Here is a 26,039-nt window from a genome sequence, read left to right as displayed (position 1 = left end):
TTGGGTTTGACAAAGCTATGCCGTAACTTTGCATTTCATTTAAAACAAATAATTATGTCATCAGTAGAGACTTCTTATATCCCTTACAAAGTTAAGGACATTTCACTGGCAGAATGGGGCCGTAAAGAAATCGAATTAGCCGAAGCAGAAATGCCAGGTTTAATGAGTTTACGTAAAGAATTCGGTCCAACACAACCGTTAAAAGGTGCGCGTATTGCAGGTTGTCTGCACATGACCATCCAAACGGCTGTATTAATCGAAACATTAACTGCACTGGGTGCTGAAGTTACCTGGTCATCTTGCAATATTTTTTCTACTCAGGATCATGCTGCTGCTGCAATTGCTGCTGCTGGTATTCAGGTTTATGCCTGGAAAGGTTTAAATGAAGAAGAATTCGATTGGTGTATTGAGCAAACTTTACACTTCGGTCCGGAGCAACAACCATTAAACATGATTTTGGATGATGGTGGCGATTTAACCAATATGGTTTTTGATAAATATCCTGAGCTGATTGCAGCTATTAAAGGTTTATCAGAAGAAACTACAACTGGTGTTCACCGTTTGTACGAAAGAATGAAAAACGGAACATTGCACTTACCTGCAATTAACGTTAACGATTCGGTTACCAAATCTAAATTCGATAACAAATACGGATGTCGTGAGTCATTGGTTGATGCGATCCGTCGTGCTACCGATGTAATGATGGCTGGTAAAGTTGCTGTTGTTTGTGGTTATGGCGATGTAGGTAAAGGTTCTGCAGAATCGTTAAGCTCGCAAGGCGTACGTGTTATTGTAACTGAAATTGATCCGATCTGTGCTTTACAGGCTGCAATGGAAGGTTACGAAGTTAAAAAATTAGCTACTGCAATTAAAGAAGCTGATATCGTGGTAACCACTACTGGTAACTGTGATATCGTTCGCGAGCAACACTTCAGAGCATTAAAAGATAAAGCGATTGTTTGTAACATCGGTCACTTCGACAACGAAATCGACATGGCTTGGTTAAACGGCGCTTATGGCCATACCAAAGTGGAGATTAAACCTCAGGTTGATAAATATACCATTGATGGAAAAGATGTAATCATTCTGGCCGAAGGTCGTTTGGTTAACTTAGGTTGCGCAACTGGTCACCCAAGTTTTGTAATGAGTAATTCATTCACCAACCAAACTTTAGCTCAATTGGAGCTTTGGACCAACACTGCTGCTTACGAAAACAAAGTTTATACTTTGCCTAAGCATTTAGACGAAAAAGTTGCCCGTTTACACTTAGAAAAAATCGGTGTAGAATTAGATGTTTTGGATCAACACCAGGCTGATTATATCGGTGTACCGGTAGAAGGTCCTTTCAAAGCAGATACATACAGGTACTAGTCCTTAGTCTTCAGTCGAGAGTCTGGAGTCGATATGGTATAAGAGGGATGTGCAAATTGCATATCCCTTTTTTTATTCCCCTCGCCTAGGGGGTGTCTGCAAGGTGGGGTGTTTCTAATGTTTAGACGAGCCTCCTATTTTTTTGAAAACGTTGGTTCCTGTTCTCTTCGGAGGTTTCAGTCCTGCTGTACACTTCAATCTTTTTGTTGTTCTTCGACTACGCTCAGAATGACAACAAAAAGTATTTCCGTTTCCATCAGGTTTATTTTACAAAGAATTGTGGTTCTTTTGCCCTTGAAAACTTACATTTGAAAAAAGAAGAAATGATGAAAAAGTTAATATTTGCGTTAATTCTTGGTGTATTTACTATTTCGGTAAATGCCCAAACCGCGCCTCAAAAAGCTGCATCAGTAAAAGTAATCACCAAACAAACGGTAGATATTGCCTGTGGCGAATGCCAGTTTAAAATGAAAGGTAAAGACTGCGAGTTAGCAGTAAAAATAGATGGTAAATCTTATTTTGTTGATGGAAAAGGGATTGACGATTTTGGCGATGCCCATGGCGAACATGGTTTTTGCAATGCCGTGAGCAAAGCAGAAGTTACAGGCGAAATTGTAAATAACCGTTTTAAGGCGAAAGAAATAAAGTTGTTGCCGGTTAAGAAATAGTTTTTACCGCAAAGAAGGCAAAGTTTTTAGCAAAGAGGCGCTAAGGATGATTTAAAACTATTTGAACCTAGCTTTGTGTTCTTTGTTCCTTTTTTCTGTGCGCTTTGCGGTTAAAAAATGCATTAGATGTTTTAAGGCGAAAGAAATAAAGTTGTTGCCAGTTAAGAAGTAGTTTGCCGCAAAGAACGCAAAGCTTTTTAAAACTATCTGAACCCAGCTTTGCTTGCTCCGCGCCTTCCCTCTGCGTCCTTTGCGGTTAAAAAGCAGGCTATTCAAATTCCTTTTCCAAACCCGCTCTTAAGTCAAAAAGCAGCCATTGTTTGCTTTTCACATCAGCCTGTCTTGTTTTTAATAACTGGATGAAAGCTTTCACACCGATTTCTTCATTCCCGTTGCCGTGAATCAATACAATACTGCCCGCATTTGGCTGTTGTCCTTTTGCCAGCCAGGCATCACTTCCAACTGGGATTAATCCGTAGGCTTCGATCTTTTCTACAATGGTTTTATCCGATACCAAACCGGGGAAACGGAAAAATACAGATGGTATTAAACCATTTTTGAGCATCAGTTTTTCATTCTCCAACACCTCCACATCTAAATTGGTTCCGGGGGCCAATAGAAAGTTTTCGGTTAATGGCAGTTTATTTACTTCGTGGTTGTAGGTATGGTTTACCCAGGTGATATTCAGTTCCTTTTTCTCTACCAGACTTTTAAGCCAGTTCAAATCATCCTGATGTTTCATCATCCATTTACCAGAAATGGAAATCGCGAGTGGGGCAGGCTGCTCGATCTTTTTAAATTCATCGAAAACAGATTGAAAAATAATCCTGTCTAAAGCCTTGTGCGATGGACAAAGATCGATGGTTAAAGTAATGCCCTTTTCGTTCGGAATGGCATGATCAATACCTGCATTTTGAAGCTGTAGATCTTTAGCTGCGGCGGCTTCTATTGATTTAATGTAGGCCGTGTTTTTAAAAATGGCCAGCACGTTCGAATATTGTAAGCTACTTACAGTATACTTATTTGCCAAATCTATTTCGGTATCTAAAGTCTCTGGATTTACCAACAGTAAATATTTTTGATTATTTGCAGAAAAACTTCTAATTGCAATCAGCTTCTCATTAGCGCGGGCGGCGGTAGCAAAGTTCACCTTGTATCGTTTAATCTCATCAAAATTTTGTGCAAAAACTTTAATACTAAAAAAGCAAATGGAAAAAATAATGAGGCGCAAAGATTTAGATAACTTCATATTTCCTTATTTAAAATCTTTCTAATTTAAGGCAAATCCATTATCTTTACAAACATCGCCATGAACAAAGAAAAAGTAAAATTATGGTTTAAGCGGGTAGGGTTAGTTGGTTTTTTATTCTTCCTGATTAAAGGATTAATATGGCTCGTTGTGTTCTATTTTATTGGCAAAAACGTTACTTAAATTGGTTCATTAGTTCACTGGTCATTAGTTCATTAGGCCATGCTAATTACATAATAATCTTTAACCGACCGTCATCCTGAACTTGTTTCAGGATCTATTCTAGATGTATCGCTTATACCTAATCCAAAGCTTCTACCTAAAAGTAAATAACATATTCGCTAGGAAATTCCACACAAAAACAATTACAATAGCGAAGAATTTGGCTACGTAAAAATTGGTGCCGTTTTTCCTTTGGTGGAACAGGTAAATGATAAACGTATTTAGCCCTAACCCAATTAAACTCACTACCAAAAATTTACTGAATTCTGTTCCCCAATGCGTATTGGTACTTTCGAAAGTCCAAACCCGGTTAATCAGATAATTATTGGTTACAGCAAGCGTAAAGCCAATGGCATTGGAAATGTATTTATTTATTTTAATCTTTTCCTTACACAACCAGGTGGCGCCGAAATCTATGGCCATTCCGAGGAAACCCGTTAATCCAAATTTTAAGATGCGGAAAAATAAATCCATGTTAATGTATTTTAACCAAATAGAATCGTTCTAAAACCTGAGGGCGTGTTTTCGCGTTTAAAAATTTACCCGTCAGTTTGGTGGTATGAAAATATTCAAACGATTTTAGAATTTCAGCATGATATTCGCTTTTTAGTTTTGCCAATTCCTGTTCCGGAATGTATATAACCAAGTCTTTTAGGTTCTTTGATTTGTCGAGATCGGTATAATTATGGAAATATTTTACTTCGCCAGGGGCATAAAAATCAAAAGAAAATGCATCTATATAATTTAATACTGCAGGTTTAGCAGTAGGATAATTTTGCTTTAACCAATTACCTGCCTGCATACCCGATTGATATTTTAAAAGGGCAGGGTAGAAAAAAATGAAGAGAAATATCATTAAACCAACAGATAAAAATGCACTTCTGGCAATGATGGTTTCCAATAAAATGCCTCTAAATAGTAAGAAAGAGATGGCGAGAACAACAATCAGGATGCCGATAATTAAATATGGGCTTTCAAATCCAAAGAAAAAGGCTAAGGCAGAAAGTAAGGCAATAACCAAAATGAAAATGATGTTCTGTATAATGAAGAAGGTTTTTAAACCTTTGCCGCCAAGCTTCCTTAAGTACAAGGCTGTTATGATCGAAAACTGAGGAAAGATGATCAGGATATAATGCGGTAACTGAAATTTAGAAAGCGAAAAGATCAAAAAAGTAACCGCTGCACTTGCCCAGATCATAAGGCTTTCGGGCGCTAAAGCGATTCTATTTTTTCTTTTAAACAGATTTACTACGGCCGTATAAAATAATACAGACCATGGTAAAAATGCCCAAAGGGTAGTATGTAGAAAAAAGGAAATATCCCCTTTGCCTTTAATTGGGCCGTTGTTAAAGAAACGCCCGAACTGACTGTCCCAAAAGAAAAATTTCAAGCCCGAAACACCAGTCCTTTCAAAAACAATTTTTTCGGGATGCAGATCGAATTGCGTGTAAAGCGAATACAGCTCGGGGGTAATAAAAATAAAAATCAAAAGAATGGCGATATACCATTTTGGTTTTAAAAGCTGACGGGACTGTTTTGTAAGCAACCAGTAGATAATAAAACCGGCAAACACAGGAATCAATACAAAAATTCCTTTGATCAATATCGCGCAGGCCGCAAAAAATGAACCTGCTACAATGTGCCAGAAAGAATTTTGATGTGCTTTATAATAATGGTAAATAGATGCTAATGTAAAGGTGGTAATATAAATTTCAGCCCTAACATCAAATGTAGAAGTTATGATATGCAAGGCACTTAGAAAAATTACCGCACTGATCAATGCGGTTTTTTCATCGTATATATCTTTGGCTAATTTGTATAAATACCACGCGCCCAGTAAACCGAACAGAAATGATGGTAATTTATAGGCGAAGGATGAGATTCCGAAAATTTTAAAGGATGCTGCGGAAATCCAAAAAGTGAGGTGGGGTTTGTCCAGCCAGTCGGCCCCACGGCCATAAAGGTTAAACCAATCTTTAAACAGGATGATGTTTTTAGACATGGAAGCGTACAATGCGCCATCGGGCTCCATTACGCCGCCAAAAAGTGCTGGTATACTCGCAATTGCAAGTAAAACGATCAGGAATTTATATAGTGTTGTATCTTTTAAGTTCATTTACAAGAAGCAAATATGAGCAAAAAAAAGTCAAATTTTTTTAAGGTTTAAGATTAACAAAGGCAAAGCCTTATCTTTGCTTCATGACAAAGTTATCGGTTAATATCAATAAAATTGCTACACTTCGCAACAGTCGCGGAGGTAATAATCCTGATCTGGTTAAGGTTGCATTAGATTGCGAACGTTTCGGTGCACAGGGAATTACCGTGCATCCAAGGCCTGATGAACGCCATATCCGTTACCAGGATGTTTACGATTTAAAGGCTGTTATTGCGACAGAATTTAATATTGAAGGGAATTGCAGAGAAGATAAATTTGTTGATCTGGTTTTGGCCAACAAACCTGCTCAGGTTACTTTGGTTCCTGATGCTGAAGGTCAGATTACTTCAAACCACGGTTGGGATACGGTTAAACATAAAGACTACCTGAAAGAAATGGTTGCTGTTTTCCAAAAGGAAGGCATCCGCGTTTCTATTTTTGTAGATCCGGTGGTAGAGATGGTTGAAGGAGCGGTAGAAACCGGAACAGACCGGATTGAATTATATACCGAGGCTTATGCGCATAATTATTTTGCCGATCGCGAAAAAGCCATTATAAGTTATATTGCTGCGGCACATCATGCCAACAAATTAGGCCTGGGAATTAACGCCGGCCATGATCTCGACTTACACAACCTACATTATTTTGCACAGAGCATCCCAGGTTTATTAGAAGTTTCAATAGGTCATGCGCTCATTAGTGATGCGCTTTATTTAGGTTTGGAAACTACCATTCAGAAATATTTGCAACAATTGGCTTAGTTTTTAACCACAAAGTACACTAAGAAGTGCACAGAGAAACAGAGCCTCTGCGTACTCGGTGAAAAACTCTTTTTCTCTGTGGTTAGATAATGTAAATATGTTAAAAGGAATCCTCCTTGTCTTTTTTGGTGCCTGCAGTTTTGGTATCCTCTCTACTTTTGTTAAACTGGCTTATCACGAAGGTTATACGCTGGGTGATGTTACAGGGGCTCAGGCTTTCTTCGGTGCCGTAATTTTATGGGTGTTTTTTTTCTTCCAAAGCAGAACAGCTGGTTATAAAGCTAAAACAATTATCATTAAAACCCCTCGGTGGAAAATGGTGCTGGCAGGAACATGTACTGGATTAGTGAGCGTGTTTTATTATCAATGCGTAAAACTTGTACCAAATTCGGTAGCCATCATTTTGTTAATGCAGTTTATCTGGATGAGTATTTTAATGGAATACCTCATCTTTAAAAAGAAGCCCACAGGCTTACAGCTCCTGACAATCCTATTGGTCTTAGCTGGAACTGTTTTGGCCAGTGGAATGGCAGAAACAAGTATCAAGAGCATGGATTTAAAAGGGATTGGTTTCGGTTTGTTGGCTGCAATTTCTTATGCAGGCTTTTTGCTATTGAGTGGCCGGATTGGAAATGAATACGCTCCATTGCAAAAAAGTGCCTTGATGATTACCGGTGCCTGTATATTGATCTTCATTATTTTTCCGCCAACATTCTTATTTAATGGTGCTTTAAATGGTAGTTTATTGAAATGGGGGTTGATTATCTCAGTTTTCGGTACGGTTATTCCGCCGTTATTTTATGCAGAAGGTGTGCCCAGGATCGGGACTGCCCTTAGTTCGATATTAAGTGCTGCAGAATTGCCCGTTGCCGTAATGATGGCGGGTTTTGTGTTACAAGAGCAGGTATCGTTTTTAAGATGGCTTGGCGTTGTGGTAATTTTATCGGCGATGGTTTTGCCAAATTTAAAATATCTAAAAAAAGGTAGAGGGTAGAAAGGTTGAGGGCGTAAGGTTAAAGTTTGTGATGAATAATCTTCAGACTTTCGGACTCCTGACCTCCGACTTACAAAAAAAAATAAATATCTTTAAAAAGCATAACGCATATACACATGAAAAAACTTACTATTTATATTTTATCCTTTATCATCGTCGGATTAGCCGCATGTAAAACCAAAACCACCATCAATCAAGATGAGGCTGCTGAGGTAATAACCGATTATTTAAAAGCCAATCCCGAATATAAAACCGCCAAGTTTAATTTTGGGGAGATCAAATTCAACAGCACAAACGATATGTTCGAACTTGGGAAATATAAATCCTTAGCAAGTAAAGGTCTGGTTTCATTAAGCTTAAAGGAAGCAAAGAAAAAATTCTTATCGAAAGATAGCAGTTACGTTTATCAGATCACTTTAACCGATAAGGCAAGTCCGTTGGTGTTGAAACAGGATGGTGATAAGGCTACTGTAAAAGTTGTAGAATATGTTTTATCAGACGAAAAACCAGTCGATTTTGCACAGGTAAACTCAAATACGGCAAAGGTTACCGTATCACTTAAAATGACAACAACAGATTTCGAACCTTTTGATAAGGACGCGAATAAAAACAGCAACTTCATTACCAAAACTTATAAATTAAAATTGAGTAAAGATGAAGGCTGGAAGGTGCAGAAATAGGTTGAAAGACTAAAGCTGAAAGACCAAAGATAAAGTGTAACACCTATTGCGCCCTGCAATCTCTGTTTCTTGCAGTTCAATTGTTTTTAAACCCGACAGCAGCGAAAATCCTTTTTGTTTGCAGCAACCTTCAGTATGACAAGAGAGTAGCAAAAAGATTGCAGCGAATGGCGGGAACAAGCTTGAATTTTAGCACAGCCATTGCTTTTCAAACCTATATGATATGCAAAAATTAATTACGAAATCTTTTTCCGTAGATAGGTTTTTAGCTTCTTAAAAAAATCTTCTTTTTTAGGCCTTTCCTTACCGTTATGGGTTAAATTGTTGTCGTAATGCTTTTGCAGCTCTTTGGCATAGTCTTTTTGAGGTTGACTACCCGACCTTAATACCTCGATAAACCGAACGGCATTGTGATTTAAGGTGCTGTTAAATGAAACGGCATAGTACTCGCTTCGTTCTGAGGGATTTTTATTTTTATTGTTTTCCCCCGCGCCGTTTTCTGCAAAGTAATCGGCATGAAGAATAAGCGGGTTTAATTTTTTCAATCTCTTGGTACCTTTGCGTTCATTCCTCCATGGATGTTCTTTTTTATAGAGTTGGGCAAGCAGAAAATCTTTTTTCCAAAGGGTAATCTGGTGCGACATTAAATAATCTGATGCCTCATTATCGATCTCCGCAATATTAAATCCCTCAATAAAATTAGTAGTTTCTTTAGTGTTGTAAACACCAGAACTATGGAGTTTAACCTGTTGCCAATCGTTTTCAATTGCCTGTTCGAACAGCGCTGTAAAGAACTTAGGATTTACGGGTTTGCTTAACCACATATCTTCCTGGAAATAGAGCACATATTCTTCGTCTATATTACCTAACAACGTTGCCAGGCGATCGGCCCATTCGCCTTTGCCCGATTTGATGTTTGTGAAGCCATTTACATCAGCGTTTTTTACTTCTGTAGCGAAATAATAATTGCAAGGGATTTTAAAATCCCAGTTTTCTGAGAAACCGTAATCAAAACCTTTATATAGAAATTCATAACTATCGCAGGCATGAACTAAAAGTGCGACGTTATTTTTGCAAGTTGACATAAAAGAACACAGGTAAGTGGTTTCAAATTTACGAAAATGCTTTTTTTCTTTTCTTTGGTAGCTGATATTTTACGTTGCAGCTGCTTATTGGTTCGGCTCAACAGGATGCAAAAAGATTGAAGTTAACCATGGCGATAAACTTAAATTTCGGAACAGCCATCGCTTTCCTAATAATGGGTTAATCAAATAAAAATGAACAAACGTTTGTCTTCTTGTTTGCGCATAAAATCTACCTATTTTGTCGCTTTTAACCGCAAATAATACTCCTTTTTTACATTGATATATAGCAAAATACAGCTTCGTTTTTGCTACCTTTGCACGCAAATTTATTATTCATACCGCATGAGCTTAAATATCCATTACAAGGAAGATTTTCAAAATCGTCATATTGCACCAAATGAGGCAGATACAGCCGAAATGTTGCAAGCTGTTGGCGTAAATTCTATTGATGAGCTGATTGAACAAACTGTTCCGACGGCAATTAGGTTAAAACAGCCTTTAAACTTGCCTGCAGCAAAATCAGAAACTGAATATCTTGGTGCTTTAAAACAAACTTCATTGTTGAATAAAGTTTTCAAAAGCTTTATCGGACAGGGTTATTATGATACCATTACCCCGGGTGTAATTTTACGTAACGTATTCGAAAACCCAGGATGGTACACACAATATACACCATATCAGGCAGAAATTGCACAAGGCCGTTTGCAAGCTTTGTTAAATTTCCAAACGATGGTTATCGATTTAACCGGAATGGAGATTGCCAATGCATCTTTATTGGATGAAGGTACTGCTGCTGCTGAAGCGATGTTTATGCAATATAGCTTGCGTAAAAATCAGGCGGCTAAAAAGTTCTTCGTTTCGGAATTGCTTTTCCCTCAAACGATCGATATTTTAAAAACACGTGCTAATCCTTACGGTATTGAACTTGTGATCGGAAGTCATTTAGATTTCGTAGCTGCTGAAGATTTCTTCGGTGCAATTGTTCAGTATCCTGCTGGAAACGGTGAAGTTTTCGACTACAAAGACTTTGCATCGGCATTGCACAATCAAAATATTAAATTAACGGTAGTTGCGGATATTTTAAGCTTAACCTTATTAACGCCTCCAGGCGAGTGGGGAGCTGATGTAGTGGTAGGTACTACACAACGTTTAGGTGTACCAATGGGTTTTGGTGGACCACACGCTGCATTTTTTGCAACTAAAGAAGAATATAAACGTAACATCCCTGGTCGTATTATCGGTGTAACCATTGATAGCCATGGCGATTATGCTTTACGTATGGCTTTGCAAACCCGCGAGCAGCACATCCGTAGAGATAAAGCAACATCAAACATCTGTACCGCACAGGCGCTATTGGCTATTATGGCTGGTTTTTATGCCGCTTACCACGGTCCGAAAGGATTAAAAGCTATTGCAGAACGTACACACGGTTTGGCCATCAGCTTAGCATCTACTTTAAAAGGCTTAGGCTTTGAGCAGTTAAATTCTGCTTATTTCGATACCATCCGTTTCGATTTAGGCGATTTAAAGGGCGGTATCCATTCAGGATGTATCGATAACGAAATCAACTTAAATTATGTTGGTAACGTTGTAACTATTTCGTTCGACGAGACCAGCACTTTCGAAGATGTAGCTTTAATTGCTAAAATCTTTGCTAAAGTTAAAGCTATTGCAGCCGATCAGGTTGAAGTGGTAGAAAATGTAGAAACGGTTATCCCTGCTTCATTACAACGTACTTCAGCTTATTTAACACACCCAATCTTTAATGCACACCATTCAGAACATGAAATGTTGCGTTATATCAAATCATTAGAAGCAAAAGATTTATCGCTTTGCCACTCGATGATTGCTCTGGGTAGCTGTACCATGAAATTAAACGCTACGGCCGAGATGATTCCGGTTACCTGGTCTCACTTTGGCCGTATCCACCCGTTTGCACCTGCCGATCAGGTATTGGGTTACTATTCGGTTTTTAATGAACTGGATAAATGGTTAAGTGAAATTACCGGTTTTGCCGCAATGAGTTTACAGCCAAACGCTGGTGCTCAGGGCGAATATGCAGGTTTAATGGTTATCCGCGCTTATCACCACGATAGAGGCGATTTCCACCGTAACGTAGCGTTAATTCCTGCTTCGGCACACGGAACAAACCCTGCTTCTGCTGCAATGGCCGATATGAAAATTGTTGTAGTAAAATCTTTAGAAAACGGTAACATCGATGTTGAAGATTTAAAAGCAAAAGCAGAATTACACAAAGACAACCTATCGTGTTTGATGGTAACTTATCCATCTACTCACGGTGTGTTCGAAGAAAGCATTATTGAAATCTGCGAAACCATTCACGCTAATGGCGGACAGGTATATATGGATGGTGCAAACATGAACGCACAGGTTGGTTTAACAAGTCCGGCCAATATCGGTGCCGATGTTTGTCACTTAAACTTACACAAAACTTTCTGTATTCCTCACGGTGGTGGCGGTCCTGGTATGGGCCCAATTGGTGTGGCGAAACACCTGGTTCCTTATCTTCCAGGTCATGCCGTGGTTGATATTGATAAAGGAAAATCTATTTCGGCTGTTTCATCTGCACCATGGGGTTCGGCTTCGATCCTGATTATCTCACATGCTTATATTGCCATGATGGGAGCTAAAGGATTAACCAACGCTACCAAATATGCTATTTTAAACGCAAACTATATGAAAGCGCGTTTAGAGCAACACTACCCTGTACTTTATTCAGGCGCTCAGGGCCGTTGTGCACACGAGATGATTTTAGATTGCCGTTCGTTCAAAGCTTTCGGAATCGAAGTGACCGATATTGCAAAACGTTTAATGGATTATGGTTTCCACGCACCAACAGTTTCTTTCCCGGTTGCAGGAACTTTAATGGTTGAGCCAACTGAATCGGAGCCTAAACATGAGTTAGACCGTTTCTGTGATGCCTTAATCGCAATTAAAAACGAAATTACCGCTGTAGAAAACGGCACTTTAGATAAAGTTGATAACCCATTAAAAAATGCGCCTCATACGGTTTCGGTAATTACTGCTAACGAGTGGGATCATGCTTATAGCCGTCAAACAGCTGCGTTTCCACTTCCTTATGTGTTAGAACGCAAGTTTTGGCCATCAGTTGGTCGTGTTAACGATAGCCATGGTGATAGGGCATTAATCTGTGCTTGTCCGCCGATTGAGAGTTATTTAGAAGAGATCGTTCCTTAGTAAGGTAGAGGGCGTGAAGGTAGAGGGTTTAAGGTTTTCCTTTCCATCCCTTAATTACTCCCGATCGTCATTGCGAGGAAGTGCGACGAAGCAATCTATTTAGATAAATTATCAAACGCCTAGGTTCGTGTCCTCACGAACATATTCATCTGCAAGTTTTATAAATTCATTTTATAAGGCTTGCAGATTTTTTTTGAAAACGAATGTCACTTTTCCATCGGAAGCGGCAGTCCTGCCATTCGCTTCAATCTTTTTGTGGTTTCTGCTCTTGTTATCGTCATTGCGAGGAGAAACGACGCGACAATCTTTAAAGACGGAGGAAAAACAAAAAGGATTTTCGCTACTGTCAGGTTTATAAAGGAGGGTACTGGGTGGGAAACCAATTCAGAGCGAGTGGTATTTAACTTAGTGGGTGCAATAATATAAATCGCGGGTAAGTTAATATAAATCACGGGTGGGCTAATATAAATCGCGGGTGCGTTATTGTAAAAAGCGGATGCATTAATATAAAAGCCAAACGCAGTAATATAAAAAGCGGGTGCCTTATTTATAATTTAAAGACCAGCTGCTTTTGATCCAATTTCATCGGCTTCTTTTTCTAAACCAGGATCGTCGTTAATTGTTATATCGGAATTTAATTGTGTTGTTGGTTTAACTCTACCTTGTTTTTGCTGTACCACATGCCATGCCTCATGCGGTAAATGCGCTTCTTCATTAGCAGCTAAATGAACATTAGTACCATTCGCATAGGACAAAGCGTTTAATTGTGCAGGTATCCGAATTCAAATGTACCGCCACTCCATCCATCGAAATGCCCGAAAGTGATTCAATGCCATTTTTTAAATTATCGGGTAAATTTTTCTTTGCCATGGTATAAATTAATTAGCGTAAGGTAATTAATAATATAAGTATTAATTATTTAGTAGCAATTTAAATTGCTCAATCATTTGTTAAGCTGATCTCGCAATAGCTTTTAATCCGGGGTAAATAATCGTTTTGTATAGGCTTATGCAGTGTAACCACAAAAGAAATCCCTGCGTCTAAGAACCTAAACAAAATATACAATGAAGATCTTTTTTAAACTCACAGTAATATTCGTCCTGGCAGCTACTTCGGTGCTTGCGCAAAATCCAGAACCTAAAATAGACAGTTTGCTCAATAATTTGTTTAAAGATAAAAATGGGCCGGGGGGTGTTTTTATGATAGCAAAAGGCGGGGTGCCAATTTATCGGAAAGCCTTTGGAAAGGCCAATTTGGAACTTAATTTTGATATGACACCTGAAAATGTATTTCAGCTAGGTTCTTTAACCAAGCAATTTACAGCTGTAGCAATTTTACTTTTAGAAGCACAGGGGAAATTAAATACAGCGGATCCTATTGCTAAATATATTCCAGACTACCCTTTTGGTGATGAAATTACCATTCATCATTTGTTAACACATACTTCTGGTATAGCTGATTTTACAAAGATGAAATCGCTCCCACAAATTGCTCATCAGGATTTGACTCCAAAACAAGTGGTCGATTTCTTTAAGAATGAACCAAGAACCTCTAAACCAGGAGAGAAATTTGAATATAATAATGCTGGATATGTAATTCTAGGTTATGTTATTGAGCTGGTTTCCGGACTTTCTTACGAAAATTTCATCACCAAAAATATATTTGAAAAAGCAGGTATGAGTAGTTCGCGCTATGCCAGCGATATTGCCATTATAAAGCACCGGGCTTATGGTTATCAAAAAAAAGAGTTCGGATACCAAAATAAAAAGAATATCAGTTTTAATATTCCTTTTTCTGCGGGTTCACTAATGTCTACAGTTGATGATATGCTAAAATGGCAAAATGCGCTAAACCAAAATTTAATTCTCAATGCTGCTGTTCTTAATAAAGCCTTTAAAAAATATAAATTAATTAATGGCGATAATATTGACTACGGTTATGGCTGGCATTTAAAAGAAATTAACGGAATTGCAGTAAGGGAGCATGGTGGGAGTATTTTTGGATTTAAAACCATGAGTGTTTACTTTCCTAAAGAAGATATTTTAGCAATTGGATTAAGTAATTGCGATTGTAATTCTCCAACGCAAGTTACCAGAGATATCGCATTTTTAGCTTTGGGGGTACATAAAGAATAAAAAAAAAACAGATTAAACCATTGCTATAATTCTGTAGTCAATAGAATGATTTTAAATAAATCCGATTATTTTTGAAAAAGTTAACATAGGTCAATAACAAGAGATCGGGAGTTAATCTATATTTGTATCAAATTATAAAAAACCAGAAAATGAAATTAAAAATTAGCTCAATTTTTTTATTAGTGGCAGTTGTAGCATTGTCAGCTTTTAAAAACCCTACTAAACCAGTAACTTATACTGTAGATGCAGCAAAATCAACCATTACTTGGGTTGGTAAAAAAGTAACAGGTTCTCACAACGGAACTGTAGCTTTACAATCAGGTACCTTAGCCGTTAACGGTAAAAATGTAACTGGTGGTACATTTGTAATTGATATGGCTTCAATTAAAGATGCTGATGGAAGTGCTAAATTAGAAGGTCACTTAAAAGCAGACGATTTTTTCGGTACAGCTAAATTCCCAACTTCAACTTTCGTAATTACTAAAGTTGCTGGTTCAGGAGCAAACGTAACGGTATCAGGTAATTTAACCATCAAAGGTATTACTAAACCATTAAGCTTCCCTGCAACTGTAACGGTTAATGCAGATGGTACAGCTTCGGCTTTAGCAGGTAAAATCGTTGTTGATAGAACTAAATATGACATCAAATACGGTTCTAAATCATTCTTCGATAGCATTGGCGACAAAGCAATTGATGATAACTTTGAATTAGCTGTTAAATTGGTAGCTAAAAAATAATTATTTCCGTCTCGGAAAAATTAAAGCTCAGGCATTAGTCTGGGCTTTTTTTTGTGGATTATATTTTTAGCCACGGAAACACAGAAGGCACGGAAAATAAAGAGTGCTAAGGTTTTACCACCGAGTACACTGAGTTTAACACAGAGGAACACTGAGCTATTCAGAATTCTAAGTATGCACCCAACTCTGTGTACTTTGTGCCTTTCTCCGCGGCCTTTGTGGTAAAAAAGACTCTATTTTGTTTAACCGCAAATAGTGCTAAGTTTGACGCGAAGGGGGCACGAAGTTTTTACCACCGAGTGCACGGAGTTTTACACAGAGGAATACGGAGATTATGTAGCTATAAGTACCCATCTCTGTGTACTTTGTGTCTTTCTCCGTGGCTTTTGTGGTAAAAAAGATGATATTTTTGTTTAATCGCAAAGAGCGCTAAGCTTGACGTGAAGGGGGACTAAGTTTTTACCACGAGTGGATTGAGTTTACACAAAGATTCTATAGCTATAAGCACCCAGCTCTGTGCACTTTGTGCCTTTCTTTGTGACCTCTGTGGTAAAAAAAGGAACTCTGCGTGCTTTGCGTTTCTTCTTTGTGTCCTTTGCGGTAAAAAACGCGTGGGCTTATCTAATCCTAAATCCGCCTTCAACAGCATCAACAAAACCAGTTGCTGTGCTTTTGCCATGATAGAACAAACACTCCCAGTTTTCTTCAGCTGCTCTTTTACCAAACTCCTTGCGTAATTCCATTGCCTTACGGCCATCAAAATCGTATTTGGCAATAAAGTTTTTAACCAGTTCTTCAGGTTCAGGCAGTACATCGCCACCAAAAAATATCTTTTGCTTCCCTTCTGTTAAAAGGAAAACCTGGTGGTTTGGACAGTGTGCACCTGTAAATTCGAATGCAATGGTTTCATCCAATGCGCCATCGCCCTCTACAAATTTTAATTGTGCATTGCGTTGTACAAAATCGAAAATATCGGTGTGGTAAGAAGATGAAGTGCTGCTAAATGCCGTTTCCCACTCGCCACGGTTAATTACATATTCAGCATCAGGGAAACTCAGTTCAACTCTATCATTGCTCTGTTTGTGGATCATGCCTCCAGAATGGTCGTAGTGTAAGTGCGACATTAACACCTTAGTTACGTCAGTAGGGTCGAAACCAGCATTACGGATGTTTTTGTGCAAAATAAGCTCGCCATGGTCATCACTAAATCCTAAACCCGTATCAAAAAGTACAAGGTCGTTTTTCAGCTCAACCAAAAAAGGCTGAACATTAATGAATAGCGATGCGGGTCTGTCTTTAAAATGATGTATGGCGGGGTCGAAAGGAACAAATTTCTTTGTTGCATCAACAGAATAGGTGCCTTCGAATAGGGTGTGAACTTGCAAAATGTAGATCTTTAATGTTTCTACAAAGGTAACAATCTAAATTTGAGTATTTGTTTTGGTAAAAGCTTGGATACTTCCTTTTTTTGTAAAATATGATGCTTAAATTTCAGGCATGAATCTCCGAATCTTAATTTTTCTGCTGGCTTGTAGTTTTTCGATACAGTTAAAAGCACAGCAAAAACCAAACGTAATTATTGTATTGGCTGATGATATGGGCTATGCTGACATTTCATGTTATGGAAGTCCGCTGATCAAAACACCATTTTTGGATGGAATGGCTGCGAAAGGAGTAAAAGCAACCAATTTCGTTACCACCTCACCAACCTGTACACCGTCGAGGGCATCGTTGCTCACCGGAAGATACTGTAGCAGGATGGATTTACCATGGCCGATTGGTCCGGGCGATAAACGTGGCATACCTGAAGATGAAATTACCATTGCACAGATGCTTAAACAATCAGGTTATGCTACCGCGTTAGTGGGCAAATGGCATTTGGGCGATCATGGTGTTTCGTTACCAAATAAAAAGGGTTTTGATGAGTTTTATGGCCTTTTATACAGCCACGACTATAGAGCACCTTATGTTAAAACCGATACAACGATCAAGATATTTAGAAATACCAAACCAGAAATCTATAAACCGCAGGATAGCATTTTAACGAGTTCTTACACCCGCGAATCGATCAAATTCATTAAACAAAGTGTTACAGCTAAGAAACCATTTTTTCTTTATCTGGCGCAAAATATGCCACATTTGCCTGTTGCTTTTGCGGCACAAAAAAGTAGAAAAACACCTTCTGCCGGTGGTGAACTTGGCGATGTGATCGAAGATATGGACGCCGGTTTAGCTGCAATCTGGAAACAGGTGGTCGCTTCCGGACAGGCAGACAATACCATTTTTATCTTCACCAGCGATAATGGTCCGTGGATAAATGCACCACAGCGCATGTATGAGGATGGTTATACCAAATTTTACCATGTTGGCTCCGCAGGAATTTTTAGGGGTTCGAAAGGGATCTCTTACGAAGGCGGTCACCGTGTTCCATTTATTGTGTACTGGAAAGGCCATACCCTTAACAATTCTCAGTTAACCAAGCCCATTTCAAATCTGGATGTTTTTCCTACACTGGCCGAATGGACTAAAAGTAAATTACCTCAAAAAGTGTATGACGGGGAATCTATTTCAGCCTTGCTAACCAGTAAAAACAACACTAAACCTCACCGCCCGATTTATTACCACAATTATGTTTTAGAAGGCGTAAAAGATGGCGATTGGAAGTTGAGGATTACCAAAAAAGACAATAAAGAACTTATCGAACTTTACAATTTATCGTGGGATCCGGCAGAACGGGTGAATTTAATTGATGATGCAAAATATGCCGATCGGAAAGCGCATTTGATGGAGCTTTACGAGGCCTATCCCGGAAATTCCAAGTAAAATTTAACTTTTTGTTTTTAAAGGTTTTGTTCGTCAACCCATTAGATAGTGCCTCCATCATATCCAATTAAAATGTATATTTACTGTTCGGAGACAGAATAAATGGAAAAAAGATGGGTACTGGCATCAGATTGCAATGATGCTGCGATAACAAAAATAGCAGAACAACTTAATATAGATCGCTCACTTGCACAAATACTCGTACAAAGGAATATTTGTGATTTCGATCAGGCCAAAGATTTCTTCAGGCCAGATCTTGACCATCTTCATGATCCTTTTTTAATGAAGGATATGGATGTTGCTATCGCCCGCATTGAAACGGCATTGGCCACCCATGAAAAAATACTGATTTATGGCGATTATGATGTAGACGGTACAACTTCGGTTGCACTGGCTTTCAGTTTCTTTTCGCAGCTCACTAAAAACATCGAATATTATATTCCCGATCGCTATTTAGAAGGTTACGGCATTTCTACCGCAGGGATTGATTATGCCAATGAAAATGGGTTCTCTTTAATTATTGCCTTAGATTGTGGAATAAAATCTATCGATAAAATTGATTACGCCAACACTTTAGGTGTCGATTTCATTATCTGCGATCACCATTTACCTGGGGATGAACTTCCTCAGGCTATTGCAGTTTTAGATCCTAAACGTGCTGATTGTGCGTACCCTTTTAAAGAACTGGCCGGTTGCGGTATAGGCTTTAAACTTGCACAGGCATATGCGCAAAAACATCAGCTTCCTAAAGAAACTTATCTGCAATATTTAGATTTGGTAATGGTGAGCATAGCTGCCGATATTGTTCCTGTGGTTGGCGAAAATAGGATTTTAGCTTATTACGGCTTAAAAAAGTTAAACTCCAATCCATGTGAAGGTTTACGTGCCCTGATGGAAGTTTCGGGCAAAACCGAAAACTATAGCATTACCGATGTGGTTTTTACCTTAGGTCCACGGATTAATGCCGCTGGAAGGATAGACCATGCTAAACATGCAGTTGCCATGTTGCTTTGCCAGGTAGATGGAAACGCGTTAGAACAGAGTGAACTGATTAACCTTAAAAACACGGAGCGTAAAACCTACGATCAGGACATTACCCGCGAAGCTTTGGCTTTAATTGGCGAAAGCGATATCCTGATCAACAAAAAAACAACCGTTGTATTTAACGAAAACTGGCATAAAGGGGTAATCGGAATTGTTGCTTCACGTTTAACTGAAAAATATTATCGCCCAACAATTGTGTTAACGAAATCTAACGGACATGTGGCAGGTTCCTGCCGATCGGTAATTGGGTTCGATCTGTACGAAGCTTTAAGCGGTTGTGCCGATTTATTGGATCAATATGGCGGGCATAAATTTGCTGCAGGTTTAACCATGCAACAGCATAATGTAGATGCCTTTGCCGATAAGTTTGAAGAAATTGTATCGGCCAGTATTACCGAGGAGTTGCTTACGCCGATGATCAGGATTGATGCCGAAATCGAGCTGGCGCAGATAGATGGTAAATTCTATCGTGTTTTATCGCAGATGGGCCCCTTTGGGCCAGAAAATATGGCGCCTATATTTGTTACCCATAATGTATATCTTGCACAGCAAGCCATGGCTGTTGGCGCAAATCATTTAAAAATTAACATAAAACAACAAAATTCGCCTATTTTTGAAGGCATTGCATTTGGATTGGCAGAATTTCAAAATCTTTTACAACCAAAGGTACCGTTTTCGGTTTGTTATACGTTAGAGGAAAACGTGTGGCGTGATAAGAAACGTTTGCAATTAAATATTAAAGGAATAAAAGTTAATTAACTATAAAATAAATTCGTCATGCTGAACTTGTTTCAGCATCTAATTATAAAGATCCTGAACTAAATTCAGGATGACGGAGCAATCAATATATGATATTAAGAGCCGAAAATCTGGTTAAAAAATATAAACAGCGTACTGTTGTAAACAATGTTTCTTTTAATGTAAGTCAAGGGGAAATTGTTGGTCTATTAGGCCCGAACGGTGCCGGAAAAACAACTTCCTTTTACATGATTGTTGGTTTAATTAAACCAAACGAAGGCCGTATCTTCTTGGAAGAAGAAGATATTACCGAAGATCCGATGTACCGCAGGGCGCAAAAAGGAATCGGTTATTTAGCTCAGGAAGCATCTGTTTTTAGAAAACTTACCGTAGAAGATAATATCCTGGCCATTTTGGAAATGAGCAAATTGACCAAGGAAGAACAGCGTGATAAACTCGAAGAATTAATAAATGAGTTCAGTTTACACAAAGTACGTAAAAACCGTGGCGATTTATTGTCAGGAGGTGAACGCCGCCGTACCGAAATTGCACGTGCCTTAGCTGCTAACCCTAATTTTATCTTATTGGATGAACCTTTTGCAGGGGTAGACCCAATTGCGGTAGAAGAAATCCAAAGTATTGTTGCTAAACTGAAACATAAAAACATAGGCATTTTAATTACCGATCACAATGTGCAGGAAACACTGTCGATTACCGATAGGGCATATCTGCTTTTTGAAGGTAAAATTTTAGAACAGGGTGTTCCAGAGGTGTTGGCTGAGAACGAGATGGTTAGAAAAGTTTATCTTGGATCGAACTTTGTGCTGAAACGTAAGAAATTTGATGTTTAATATTAACCAATTCTTATTCCGGATTTCGGGAATGAAAATGATAAACACAGCTAAAATTATTTCAGGTAAAAAGAACGGATTATTGTTGCAACAAAAACAACAGGATCTGTGTTTATCTGTCAACATCTGTGGTAAAAATCAGCTGTTTATTTTTTAATATGGCACTTGTAAATTCAATTTTTACCTGGTTAATGAAAAAGCGGATCCACCAGATCGAGCTTTTTATGAAATATCCGTACGATGTTCAGGAAGAGTGGTTCCATAACTTGATTGATAGTGCCGAAAATACCGAATGGGGCAAACTGTACGATTATAAATCAATCTTAACTCCACAACAATATCAGGAACGTGTTCCGATCCAAAACTACGATACCTTAAAACCTTATATTGAGCGCATGCTTAATGGAGAACAAAATATTCTCTGGCCATCAGATATCAAGTGGTTTGCAAAATCATCGGGTACCACAAGTGATAGGAGTAAGTTTATCCCAGTGTCCCAAGAATCGTTAGAAGAATGCCACTTTAAGGGCGGAAAGGATATGCTCTCTATCTATTGCAATAACCGTCCGGATAACCAGATGTTTACCGGGAAAGGTTTGGTTTTAGGAGGAAGCCATCAGGTTAATCAGTTAAATGAAGATTGTTTTTATGGCGATTTATCTGCCGTGCTGATCAAAAACCTGCCAATCTGGGCCGAATATTACCGTACGCCAGATATGTCTATCGCATTGATGGATAATTACGAAATTAAGATGGATAGAATGGCAGAAGCCACCATCAACGAAAATGTAACCAGCATTTCAGGCGTACCCACCTGGACCATCGTACTGGCCAAAAAGGTACTCGAACTTACCGGGAAGCAGAATTTACTGGAAGTTTGGCCAAACCTTGAATTGTATATCCATGGTGCGGTAAACTTTGCCCCGTATCGCGAACAGTTTAAACAGCTTATCCCATCCGACGAAATGTATTATCTGGAAACTTATAATGCGTCAGAAGGATTTTTCGGTATTCAGGATCAGGATAACTCAGAAGAAATGTTGCTGATGTTGGATTATGGTATTTTTTATGAGTTTGTGCCAATGGAGAATATCTGTGAAGAAAACCCTAAAGCATTGATGTTGGGTGAAGTAGAACTGCATAAAAATTACGCCATCGTAATTTCTACAAATGGTGGCTTATGGCGTTATATGATCGGCGATACCATTCAATTTACCTCACTTTCTCCTTACCGCATTAAAATTACCGGACGTACCAAACATTTCATTAATGCCTTTGGCGAAGAAGTGATTATCGACAATGCAGAACAGGCCTTAACCAAAGCTTGCCAGGAAACCGGTGCCGAAATTAAAGATTATACCGCCGGACCAATTTATTTTAAAGATGAAAAAGCTGGTGGGCACGAGTGGATCATAGAATTCGATAAACAACCTAACGATTTTGAAAAGTTTGTAGATATTATGGACAATACATTACGTGCGGTGAATTCCGATTACGATGCTAAACGTTTTAAGGATATGGCTTTAGCCCGTCCCAAAGTGCATAATGCCCCCGAAAATACTTTCTATAATTGGTTAAAGGCAAAAGATAAACTGGGTGGACAGCATAAAGTGCCGCGTTTAGCCAATGAGCGAAAATATGTTGATGATATTTTGGAGATGATGAAATCTTCTTAAATTTAATAAATCTCATTTACGCATGTCAGTCTGAGCCTGTCGAAGACCTTCTAAAGGCAATCAATAAGCTCAATGTGACTTTAGTATATTTGATAACGCTGCTCAATAATGAAAAATATCCTCATCTTTTTTACGCTTAGGATCATGAGTTATTACTGTTTAACAAAATAGATGAAAGGCTTCAGCTATAAACGTGTGGCCTGGCTATTGTTTTTCGCCTATTTCTTTGTGTTAATGGTACAGATTACTTTACGGTATATCCCACTGAATAGTGAAGTGTCTTTTCTGCAGATTAAACAGACTGAAGTTTCAGGTATCAAAGCTTATCTTCCAATATTTTACATCCACGTCTACAGTGCCATATTTGTACTACTGGCTGGTTTTACGCAGTTCAATCCTAAAATTTTAGCTAAATATCCTAAAATACATAAATGGTTGGGCTACTTGTATGCAGGCTTCGTATTGTTACTTGCGGCGCCGTCTGGTATTTTTATCGGCTGGTTTGCAAATGGGGGATTAATAGCAAAAACCTCATTTATTATTTTAGGCAGTTTGTGGTTCTGGTTTACCTTAAAAGCGATTCTGTTTATTTTAAAAAGAAAAATAATAGCCCATAAAAAGTTTATGTACCGTAGTTTTGCTTTGGCAACCTCTGCGATAACTTTAAGACTATGGAAAGTTATTTTAGTATATTTATTTCATCCGGCACCAATGGATGTTTACCAGATTATCGCCTGGTTAGGCTGGATACCGAATTTGTTAATCGCCGAATGGCTGATCAAAAAGAAATTTATTTGACCTTAAAATATATACTATCGATGAAAAAAATCTTATTATTCGCTCTGATTCCCTTTTTGATGCTATCATGCAGAGACACCAAAAAAACGCCGAAAGAAAAAGCAACAGGCATTGCACAGCAGGAAATTCATAAGGAACTTTATGGTTTTTGGGTTGGCGATTTTTATACAACAGATGAGTTGGAATACGAAGGAGATATGTCTGATGCTGTCAAAAAACTGAATATCAACATAAAAAAAATAACTAAAGATACCGTGATTGCACAAAGCGTGGTTTCTGGCAATAGCCGCCCACTATTGGGTAAAATATCAGAAGATGGTGGTAAAATTACCTTCGTTCTGGATGAACCTGGTACTGATAAATACGATGGGAAATTTGAAATTACCCTCGTTGGCGACACCTTGATTGGTAAATGGAACGCTTATAAAAAAGAACTGAAATGGCCAGGAAAAGAATTTAAGTTGTTAAAAAAAGCATTTGAATATAATGCCAGCCGTATGTTACCAGCCGAAATGGAATATGTAGATTGGACCGATCATAAAATGGTGGAAAGTTTAGATACCCTTGAAGATGGAAGTATAGATTCGTTAGGGGCCAATACTTTTTACAGAAGCGCATCCGAACAGATTTTTAAATTAAATGCTTCAACTACTGCACTTAAAGAAGAAGATGTAAAGAATTTGAGAAAGCTTGATCTGCAGATTATCAAAAACACCATTTTTGCCAGACATGGTTATGCCTTTAAAAAACAGACTTTCAGAAATTTTTTCGATCCTGTAGAATGGTATGTTCCTGTTAAAAACAATGTTGATAACGATTTAACGGCTATCGAGAACAAAAATATTAAACTATTGGATCGCTTTACTAAATATGCCGAAGACAATTATGATGCTTTTGGCCGTTAATTTGTAATACAGTTAACTATGAAATTGAATAGGGAGAAAATACTGGGTTTCTTTAAAAAATCGCAAAGCAAAGCTTCGGTGATCTTAAGTGATAAGACCAAAGCCAGCAATACGATTAAAGATGCATTGGGAAAGGCAGTAACCAATAAAGGTGATCTGGAAGGTGTTTGGTCGAAATTGGTGTTGTTGTTTGCCGTATCTAAAGATTATGTGAACGGCGATTATACTGAAATTCCGAAAAGATCTATCATTGCTATTTTGGGTGGCTTGGTTTACTTTTTGTCTCCAATAGACGTAATCCCTGATTTTGTGCCGGTTTTAGGTTTTGTTGATGATATTTATATCTTAAACCTGGTGTATAGGCAAGTGCTTAAAGATCTGGAGAAGTACCAAATATGGAAAGATGCACAGATCAAATTTATTGGCGATATAGATGGCTCAACCGCAACATAGTTTTCTCGATTGGATAGGCGAGCATCTTTTTACTTGTCCGTTTAGAGCCCATTTTGGATTCGATTGTCCAGGCTGTGGCTTTCAGCGTTCGGTTTTGGCTTTATTTAGGGGCGATTTAATCGCATCATTTAAGTTTTATCCCGCAACAATTCCACTCATTTTTGTCATAATATTTACCATTGTTCATCTTAAGGTGGATTTTAAGTTTGGGGCACAGCTGATCAAAATCGTTTTTGCAAGTGTTGCAGTAATTATTTTAATCAATTACATTTACAAAATATACACTCACCAATTGATCTAAATATAACTATGTCAGAAGAACAGGAAACCCCTCAAGAAAATAAACCGATTGATCTTTCAAAAGATAAAAACCCAGAACCTGCACCATTTGAATCGTTAGGCAATGGTCCGGTAACCCCACCACCATTTCAGCAACCGCCACCATTTGGACAGTTTGGAGGAGGTTTTGGTCAACAAAGTTTACCAAACTCAACAATTGTACTTGTATTAGGAATTCTTTCCATTGCATTTTGCTGCTGTTATGGTATTCTGGGACTGATTCCGGCAATCATTGCATTGGTTTTAAGTAAAAAAGATAAGGCTTTGTACGCAGTTAACCCTGCTATTTATAGTTTAAGTTCATTTAAAAATTTAAATGCTGGAAGAATTTGCGCAATTATAGGTTTGGTTCTTAATATTTTATCATTGCTTTATTATGTTGCCATTATTGTGATATTTGGCATGGGGATGTTAAGTGATCCACATAAAATGCAAGAAATCTTAAAAGGTTTAGAATAAGGGCCATTTTAATTTTACCTTAAAAATATAAATCGAATGGTGCATACCATTCGATTTTCTTATTTTTGTAGCATTGAAATTGTAAATAAAAAACTAAGATAATGTATCCAGAATATTTAGTAGAGCCAATGCGTAAGGAATTAACTAACGTAGGCTTTCAAGAATTAAAAAACGCAGAAGACGTAGATCAAGCGATTAAAGGCGAAGGAACTGTGTTGGTAGTAGTAAATTCGGTTTGCGGTTGCGCAGCAGCAAATGCACGTCCGGCCGCCAGAGCAGCAGCAGCACACGAAAAACACCCTGATAAATTGGTTACTGTTTTTGCAGGAATGGAAAAAGAAGCGGTAGATCAGGCTAGAAATTACATGATGCCTTTCCCTCCATCTTCTCCGGCAATGGCGTTATTTAAAGATGGTAAATTGGTTCACATGATCGAACGTCACCAGATCGAAGGCCGTCCGGCACAAATGATCGCTGATAACCTGATCGGTGCTTTTGAACAATACTGCTAAAAATTGATTACACAGATTATTGGATTAGACCGATAAGAAAGTGATTTAAATGATAACGAGATGGTGAATGGGAACATTCACCATTTTGCGTTTGTGAAGTTGCTAAACTAAGTGTTTTATTTTTGCCACGGAAGCACAGAAACACGGAGTATTCATCGTTATGTC

25 protein-coding genes are annotated in these 26,039 nt (G+C 38.2%); 18 read left to right on the top strand and 7 right to left on the bottom strand.

The features are described 5' to 3' along the window. Nucleotides 1-54: 54 nt before the first annotated feature. Both ahcY and LQ227_RS05630 read left to right on the top strand, forming a co-directional pair. Complete coding sequence (ahcY, locus tag LQ227_RS05635) at nucleotides 55-1,371, top strand: adenosylhomocysteinase (protein WP_230145922.1); 1,317 nt, start codon at nucleotides 55-57, stop codon at nucleotides 1,369-1,371. A gap of 326 nt (nucleotides 1,372-1,697) precedes the next feature. Beyond that, entirely contained in the window at nucleotides 1,698-2,039 is a 342-nt protein-coding gene (locus LQ227_RS05630; RefSeq protein ID WP_230145923.1) for a DUF6370 family protein, read from the top strand. 268 nt (nucleotides 2,040-2,307) lie between these two features. Here LQ227_RS05630 and LQ227_RS05625 read toward each other — a convergent pair whose 3' ends face one another. The 3 genes from LQ227_RS05625 to LQ227_RS05615 form a co-directional block, all read right to left on the bottom strand. After that, complete coding sequence (locus LQ227_RS05625; RefSeq protein WP_230148632.1) at nucleotides 2,308-3,288, bottom strand: polysaccharide deacetylase; 981 nt, start codon at nucleotides 3,286-3,288, stop codon at nucleotides 2,308-2,310. A gap of 315 nt (nucleotides 3,289-3,603) precedes the next feature. Continuing rightward, the gene (locus LQ227_RS05620) at nucleotides 3,604-3,984 is read right to left on the bottom strand and encodes a GtrA family protein (RefSeq protein ID WP_029277767.1); all 381 of its coding nucleotides are present in this window, start codon (nucleotides 3,982-3,984) and stop codon (nucleotides 3,604-3,606) included. Nucleotide 3,985: 1 nt separating this feature from the next. Then, nucleotides 3,986-5,626, bottom strand: coding sequence for a glycosyltransferase family 39 protein (locus LQ227_RS05615; protein WP_230148630.1), 1,641 nt, complete (start codon nucleotides 5,624-5,626; stop codon nucleotides 3,986-3,988). A gap of 83 nt (nucleotides 5,627-5,709) precedes the next feature. On the opposite strand from LQ227_RS05615, the gene LQ227_RS05610 reads away from it, so the two are divergent. The 3 genes from LQ227_RS05610 to LQ227_RS05600 all read left to right on the top strand — a co-directional run bounded on the left by LQ227_RS05610 (nucleotide 5,710) and on the right by LQ227_RS05600 (nucleotide 8,100). Further along, nucleotides 5,710-6,426, top strand: a complete 717-nt coding sequence (locus LQ227_RS05610; protein WP_230145929.1) for a pyridoxine 5'-phosphate synthase — start codon at nucleotides 5,710-5,712, stop codon at nucleotides 6,424-6,426. A gap of 97 nt (nucleotides 6,427-6,523) precedes the next feature. Further along, a complete protein-coding gene (locus LQ227_RS05605) occupies nucleotides 6,524-7,420 on the top strand; it encodes a DMT family transporter (protein ID WP_230148628.1) in 897 nt (298 codons plus the stop codon). A 116-nt stretch (nucleotides 7,421-7,536) separates the two neighbouring features. Then, nucleotides 7,537-8,100, top strand: a complete 564-nt coding sequence (locus LQ227_RS05600) for a hypothetical protein (RefSeq protein WP_230148626.1) — start codon at nucleotides 7,537-7,539, stop codon at nucleotides 8,098-8,100. A 236-nt stretch (nucleotides 8,101-8,336) separates the two neighbouring features. Here LQ227_RS05600 and LQ227_RS05595 read toward each other — a convergent pair whose 3' ends face one another. Continuing rightward, nucleotides 8,337-9,185, bottom strand: a complete 849-nt coding sequence (locus LQ227_RS05595; protein ID WP_230148624.1) for a hypothetical protein — start codon at nucleotides 9,183-9,185, stop codon at nucleotides 8,337-8,339. A 342-nt stretch (nucleotides 9,186-9,527) separates the two neighbouring features. Between LQ227_RS05595 and gcvP the strand changes: the two genes are divergently transcribed. Beyond that, on the top strand, nucleotides 9,528-12,404 hold the full coding sequence (gcvP, locus tag LQ227_RS05590) for an aminomethyl-transferring glycine dehydrogenase (RefSeq protein WP_230148622.1): 2,877 nt from the start codon (nucleotides 9,528-9,530) through the stop codon (nucleotides 12,402-12,404). Between the two features lie 554 nt (nucleotides 12,405-12,958). On the opposite strand, the gene LQ227_RS05585 is transcribed toward gcvP, so the two are convergent. Together LQ227_RS05585 and LQ227_RS05580 are read right to left on the bottom strand one after the other, a co-directional pair. After that, nucleotides 12,959-13,159, bottom strand: a complete 201-nt coding sequence (locus tag LQ227_RS05585) for a hypothetical protein (RefSeq protein ID WP_230148620.1) — start codon at nucleotides 13,157-13,159, stop codon at nucleotides 12,959-12,961. Continuing rightward, a complete protein-coding gene (locus LQ227_RS05580) occupies nucleotides 13,137-13,274 on the bottom strand; it encodes a hypothetical protein (RefSeq protein ID WP_230145939.1) in 138 nt (45 codons plus the stop codon). The genes LQ227_RS05585 and LQ227_RS05580 overlap by 23 nt, the downstream gene beginning before the upstream one ends. A 293-nt stretch (nucleotides 13,275-13,567) precedes the next feature. On the opposite strand from LQ227_RS05580, the gene LQ227_RS05575 reads away from it, so the two are divergent. Both LQ227_RS05575 and LQ227_RS05570 read left to right on the top strand, forming a co-directional pair. Next, a complete protein-coding gene (locus tag LQ227_RS05575; RefSeq protein ID WP_230148618.1) occupies nucleotides 13,568-14,539 on the top strand; it encodes a serine hydrolase in 972 nt (323 codons plus the stop codon). Between the two features lie 149 nt (nucleotides 14,540-14,688). Continuing rightward, nucleotides 14,689-15,276: a YceI family protein gene (locus tag LQ227_RS05570; protein ID WP_230145942.1), complete on the top strand. Its 588-nt coding sequence runs from the start codon at nucleotides 14,689-14,691 to the stop codon at nucleotides 15,274-15,276. 617 nt (nucleotides 15,277-15,893) lie between these two features. Here LQ227_RS05570 and LQ227_RS05565 read toward each other — a convergent pair. Then, nucleotides 15,894-16,661 carry an MBL fold metallo-hydrolase gene (locus tag LQ227_RS05565; RefSeq protein WP_230145943.1) on the bottom strand — a complete coding sequence of 256 codons (768 nt, stop codon included), beginning with the start codon at nucleotides 16,659-16,661 and terminating at the stop codon, nucleotides 15,894-15,896. A gap of 112 nt (nucleotides 16,662-16,773) precedes the next feature. On the opposite strand from LQ227_RS05565, the gene LQ227_RS05560 reads away from it, so the two are divergent. The 10 genes from LQ227_RS05560 to LQ227_RS05520 all read left to right on the top strand — a co-directional run bounded on the left by LQ227_RS05560 (nucleotide 16,774) and on the right by LQ227_RS05520 (nucleotide 25,874). Beyond that, the gene (locus LQ227_RS05560; RefSeq protein WP_230148616.1) at nucleotides 16,774-18,099 is read left to right on the top strand and encodes a sulfatase-like hydrolase/transferase; all 1,326 of its coding nucleotides are present in this window, start codon (nucleotides 16,774-16,776) and stop codon (nucleotides 18,097-18,099) included. Between the two features lie 102 nt (nucleotides 18,100-18,201). After that, entirely contained in the window at nucleotides 18,202-19,902 is a 1,701-nt protein-coding gene (gene recJ, locus LQ227_RS05555; RefSeq protein WP_230145945.1) for a single-stranded-DNA-specific exonuclease RecJ, read from the top strand. An 89-nt stretch (nucleotides 19,903-19,991) separates the two neighbouring features. Next, entirely contained in the window at nucleotides 19,992-20,732 is a 741-nt protein-coding gene (lptB, locus tag LQ227_RS05550) for an LPS export ABC transporter ATP-binding protein (RefSeq protein WP_057931148.1), read from the top strand. Between the two features lie 158 nt (nucleotides 20,733-20,890). Continuing rightward, entirely contained in the window at nucleotides 20,891-22,408 is a 1,518-nt protein-coding gene (locus tag LQ227_RS05545) for a GH3 auxin-responsive promoter family protein (RefSeq protein ID WP_230145946.1), read from the top strand. 171 nt (nucleotides 22,409-22,579) lie between these two features. Continuing rightward, nucleotides 22,580-23,206 (top strand): DUF2306 domain-containing protein, encoded by a 627-nt coding sequence (locus tag LQ227_RS05540; protein ID WP_230145947.1) that lies wholly within the window; start codon nucleotides 22,580-22,582, stop codon nucleotides 23,204-23,206. 20 nt (nucleotides 23,207-23,226) lie between these two features. Continuing rightward, nucleotides 23,227-24,111 (top strand): YARHG domain-containing protein, encoded by an 885-nt coding sequence (locus LQ227_RS05535; protein ID WP_230148614.1) that lies wholly within the window; start codon nucleotides 23,227-23,229, stop codon nucleotides 24,109-24,111. Nucleotides 24,112-24,129: 18 nt separating this feature from the next. Continuing rightward, nucleotides 24,130-24,564: a YkvA family protein gene (locus LQ227_RS05530; protein WP_230145949.1), complete on the top strand. Its 435-nt coding sequence runs from the start codon at nucleotides 24,130-24,132 to the stop codon at nucleotides 24,562-24,564. Continuing rightward, entirely contained in the window at nucleotides 24,545-24,865 is a 321-nt protein-coding gene (locus LQ227_RS25620; protein ID WP_371824738.1) for a DUF2752 domain-containing protein, read from the top strand. The genes LQ227_RS05530 and LQ227_RS25620 overlap by 20 nt, the downstream gene beginning before the upstream one ends. Before the next feature lie 8 nt (nucleotides 24,866-24,873). After that, on the top strand, nucleotides 24,874-25,362 hold the full coding sequence (locus LQ227_RS05525; protein WP_230145951.1) for a CCC motif membrane protein: 489 nt from the start codon (nucleotides 24,874-24,876) through the stop codon (nucleotides 25,360-25,362). Between the two features lie 101 nt (nucleotides 25,363-25,463). After that, nucleotides 25,464-25,874: a BrxA/BrxB family bacilliredoxin gene (locus tag LQ227_RS05520; RefSeq protein ID WP_029275606.1), complete on the top strand. Its 411-nt coding sequence runs from the start codon at nucleotides 25,464-25,466 to the stop codon at nucleotides 25,872-25,874. The last annotated feature ends 165 nt before the right edge of the window (nucleotides 25,875-26,039 follow it).

The organism is Pedobacter sp. Bi27, assembly GCF_918698255.1.
GTDB lineage: Bacteria > Bacteroidota > Bacteroidia > Sphingobacteriales > Sphingobacteriaceae > Pedobacter.
Note: the sequence above shows the minus strand (reverse complement) of the source record. Positions and strands in the feature narration are given on the sequence as shown.

What these genes read in the sequence shown, in the direction of transcription:
- ahcY (WP_230145922.1), top strand. Translation starts at nt 55, where the DNA reads ATGTCATCAGTAGAGACTTCTTATATCCCTTACAAAGTTAAGGACATT.
- LQ227_RS05630 (WP_230145923.1), top strand. Translation starts at nt 1,698, where the DNA reads ATGAAAAAGTTAATATTTGCGTTAATTCTTGGTGTATTTACTATTTCG.
- LQ227_RS05625 (WP_230148632.1), bottom strand. Translation starts at nt 3,288, where the DNA reads ATGAAGTTATCTAAATCTTTGCGCCTCATTATTTTTTCCATTTGCTTT.
- LQ227_RS05620 (WP_029277767.1), bottom strand. Translation starts at nt 3,984, where the DNA reads ATGGATTTATTTTTCCGCATCTTAAAATTTGGATTAACGGGTTTCCTC.
- LQ227_RS05615 (WP_230148630.1), bottom strand. Translation starts at nt 5,626, where the DNA reads ATGAACTTAAAAGATACAACACTATATAAATTCCTGATCGTTTTACTT.
- LQ227_RS05610 (WP_230145929.1), top strand. Translation starts at nt 5,710, where the DNA reads ATGACAAAGTTATCGGTTAATATCAATAAAATTGCTACACTTCGCAAC.
- LQ227_RS05605 (WP_230148628.1), top strand. Translation starts at nt 6,524, where the DNA reads ATGTTAAAAGGAATCCTCCTTGTCTTTTTTGGTGCCTGCAGTTTTGGT.
- LQ227_RS05600 (WP_230148626.1), top strand. Translation starts at nt 7,537, where the DNA reads ATGAAAAAACTTACTATTTATATTTTATCCTTTATCATCGTCGGATTA.
- LQ227_RS05595 (WP_230148624.1), bottom strand. Translation starts at nt 9,185, where the DNA reads ATGTCAACTTGCAAAAATAACGTCGCACTTTTAGTTCATGCCTGCGAT.
- gcvP (WP_230148622.1), top strand. Translation starts at nt 9,528, where the DNA reads ATGAGCTTAAATATCCATTACAAGGAAGATTTTCAAAATCGTCATATT.
- LQ227_RS05580 (WP_230145939.1), bottom strand. Translation starts at nt 13,274, where the DNA reads ATGGCAAAGAAAAATTTACCCGATAATTTAAAAAATGGCATTGAATCA.
- LQ227_RS05570 (WP_230145942.1), top strand. Translation starts at nt 14,689, where the DNA reads ATGAAATTAAAAATTAGCTCAATTTTTTTATTAGTGGCAGTTGTAGCA.
- LQ227_RS05560 (WP_230148616.1), top strand. Translation starts at nt 16,774, where the DNA reads ATGAATCTCCGAATCTTAATTTTTCTGCTGGCTTGTAGTTTTTCGATA.
- recJ (WP_230145945.1), top strand. Translation starts at nt 18,202, where the DNA reads ATGGAAAAAAGATGGGTACTGGCATCAGATTGCAATGATGCTGCGATA.
- lptB (WP_057931148.1), top strand. Translation starts at nt 19,992, where the DNA reads ATGATATTAAGAGCCGAAAATCTGGTTAAAAAATATAAACAGCGTACT.
- LQ227_RS05545 (WP_230145946.1), top strand. Translation starts at nt 20,891, where the DNA reads ATGGCACTTGTAAATTCAATTTTTACCTGGTTAATGAAAAAGCGGATC.
- LQ227_RS05540 (WP_230145947.1), top strand. Translation starts at nt 22,580, where the DNA reads ATGAAAGGCTTCAGCTATAAACGTGTGGCCTGGCTATTGTTTTTCGCC.
- LQ227_RS05535 (WP_230148614.1), top strand. Translation starts at nt 23,227, where the DNA reads ATGAAAAAAATCTTATTATTCGCTCTGATTCCCTTTTTGATGCTATCA.
- LQ227_RS05530 (WP_230145949.1), top strand. Translation starts at nt 24,130, where the DNA reads ATGAAATTGAATAGGGAGAAAATACTGGGTTTCTTTAAAAAATCGCAA.
- LQ227_RS25620 (WP_371824738.1), top strand. Translation starts at nt 24,545, where the DNA reads ATGGCTCAACCGCAACATAGTTTTCTCGATTGGATAGGCGAGCATCTT.
- LQ227_RS05525 (WP_230145951.1), top strand. Translation starts at nt 24,874, where the DNA reads ATGTCAGAAGAACAGGAAACCCCTCAAGAAAATAAACCGATTGATCTT.
- LQ227_RS05520 (WP_029275606.1), top strand. Translation starts at nt 25,464, where the DNA reads ATGTATCCAGAATATTTAGTAGAGCCAATGCGTAAGGAATTAACTAAC.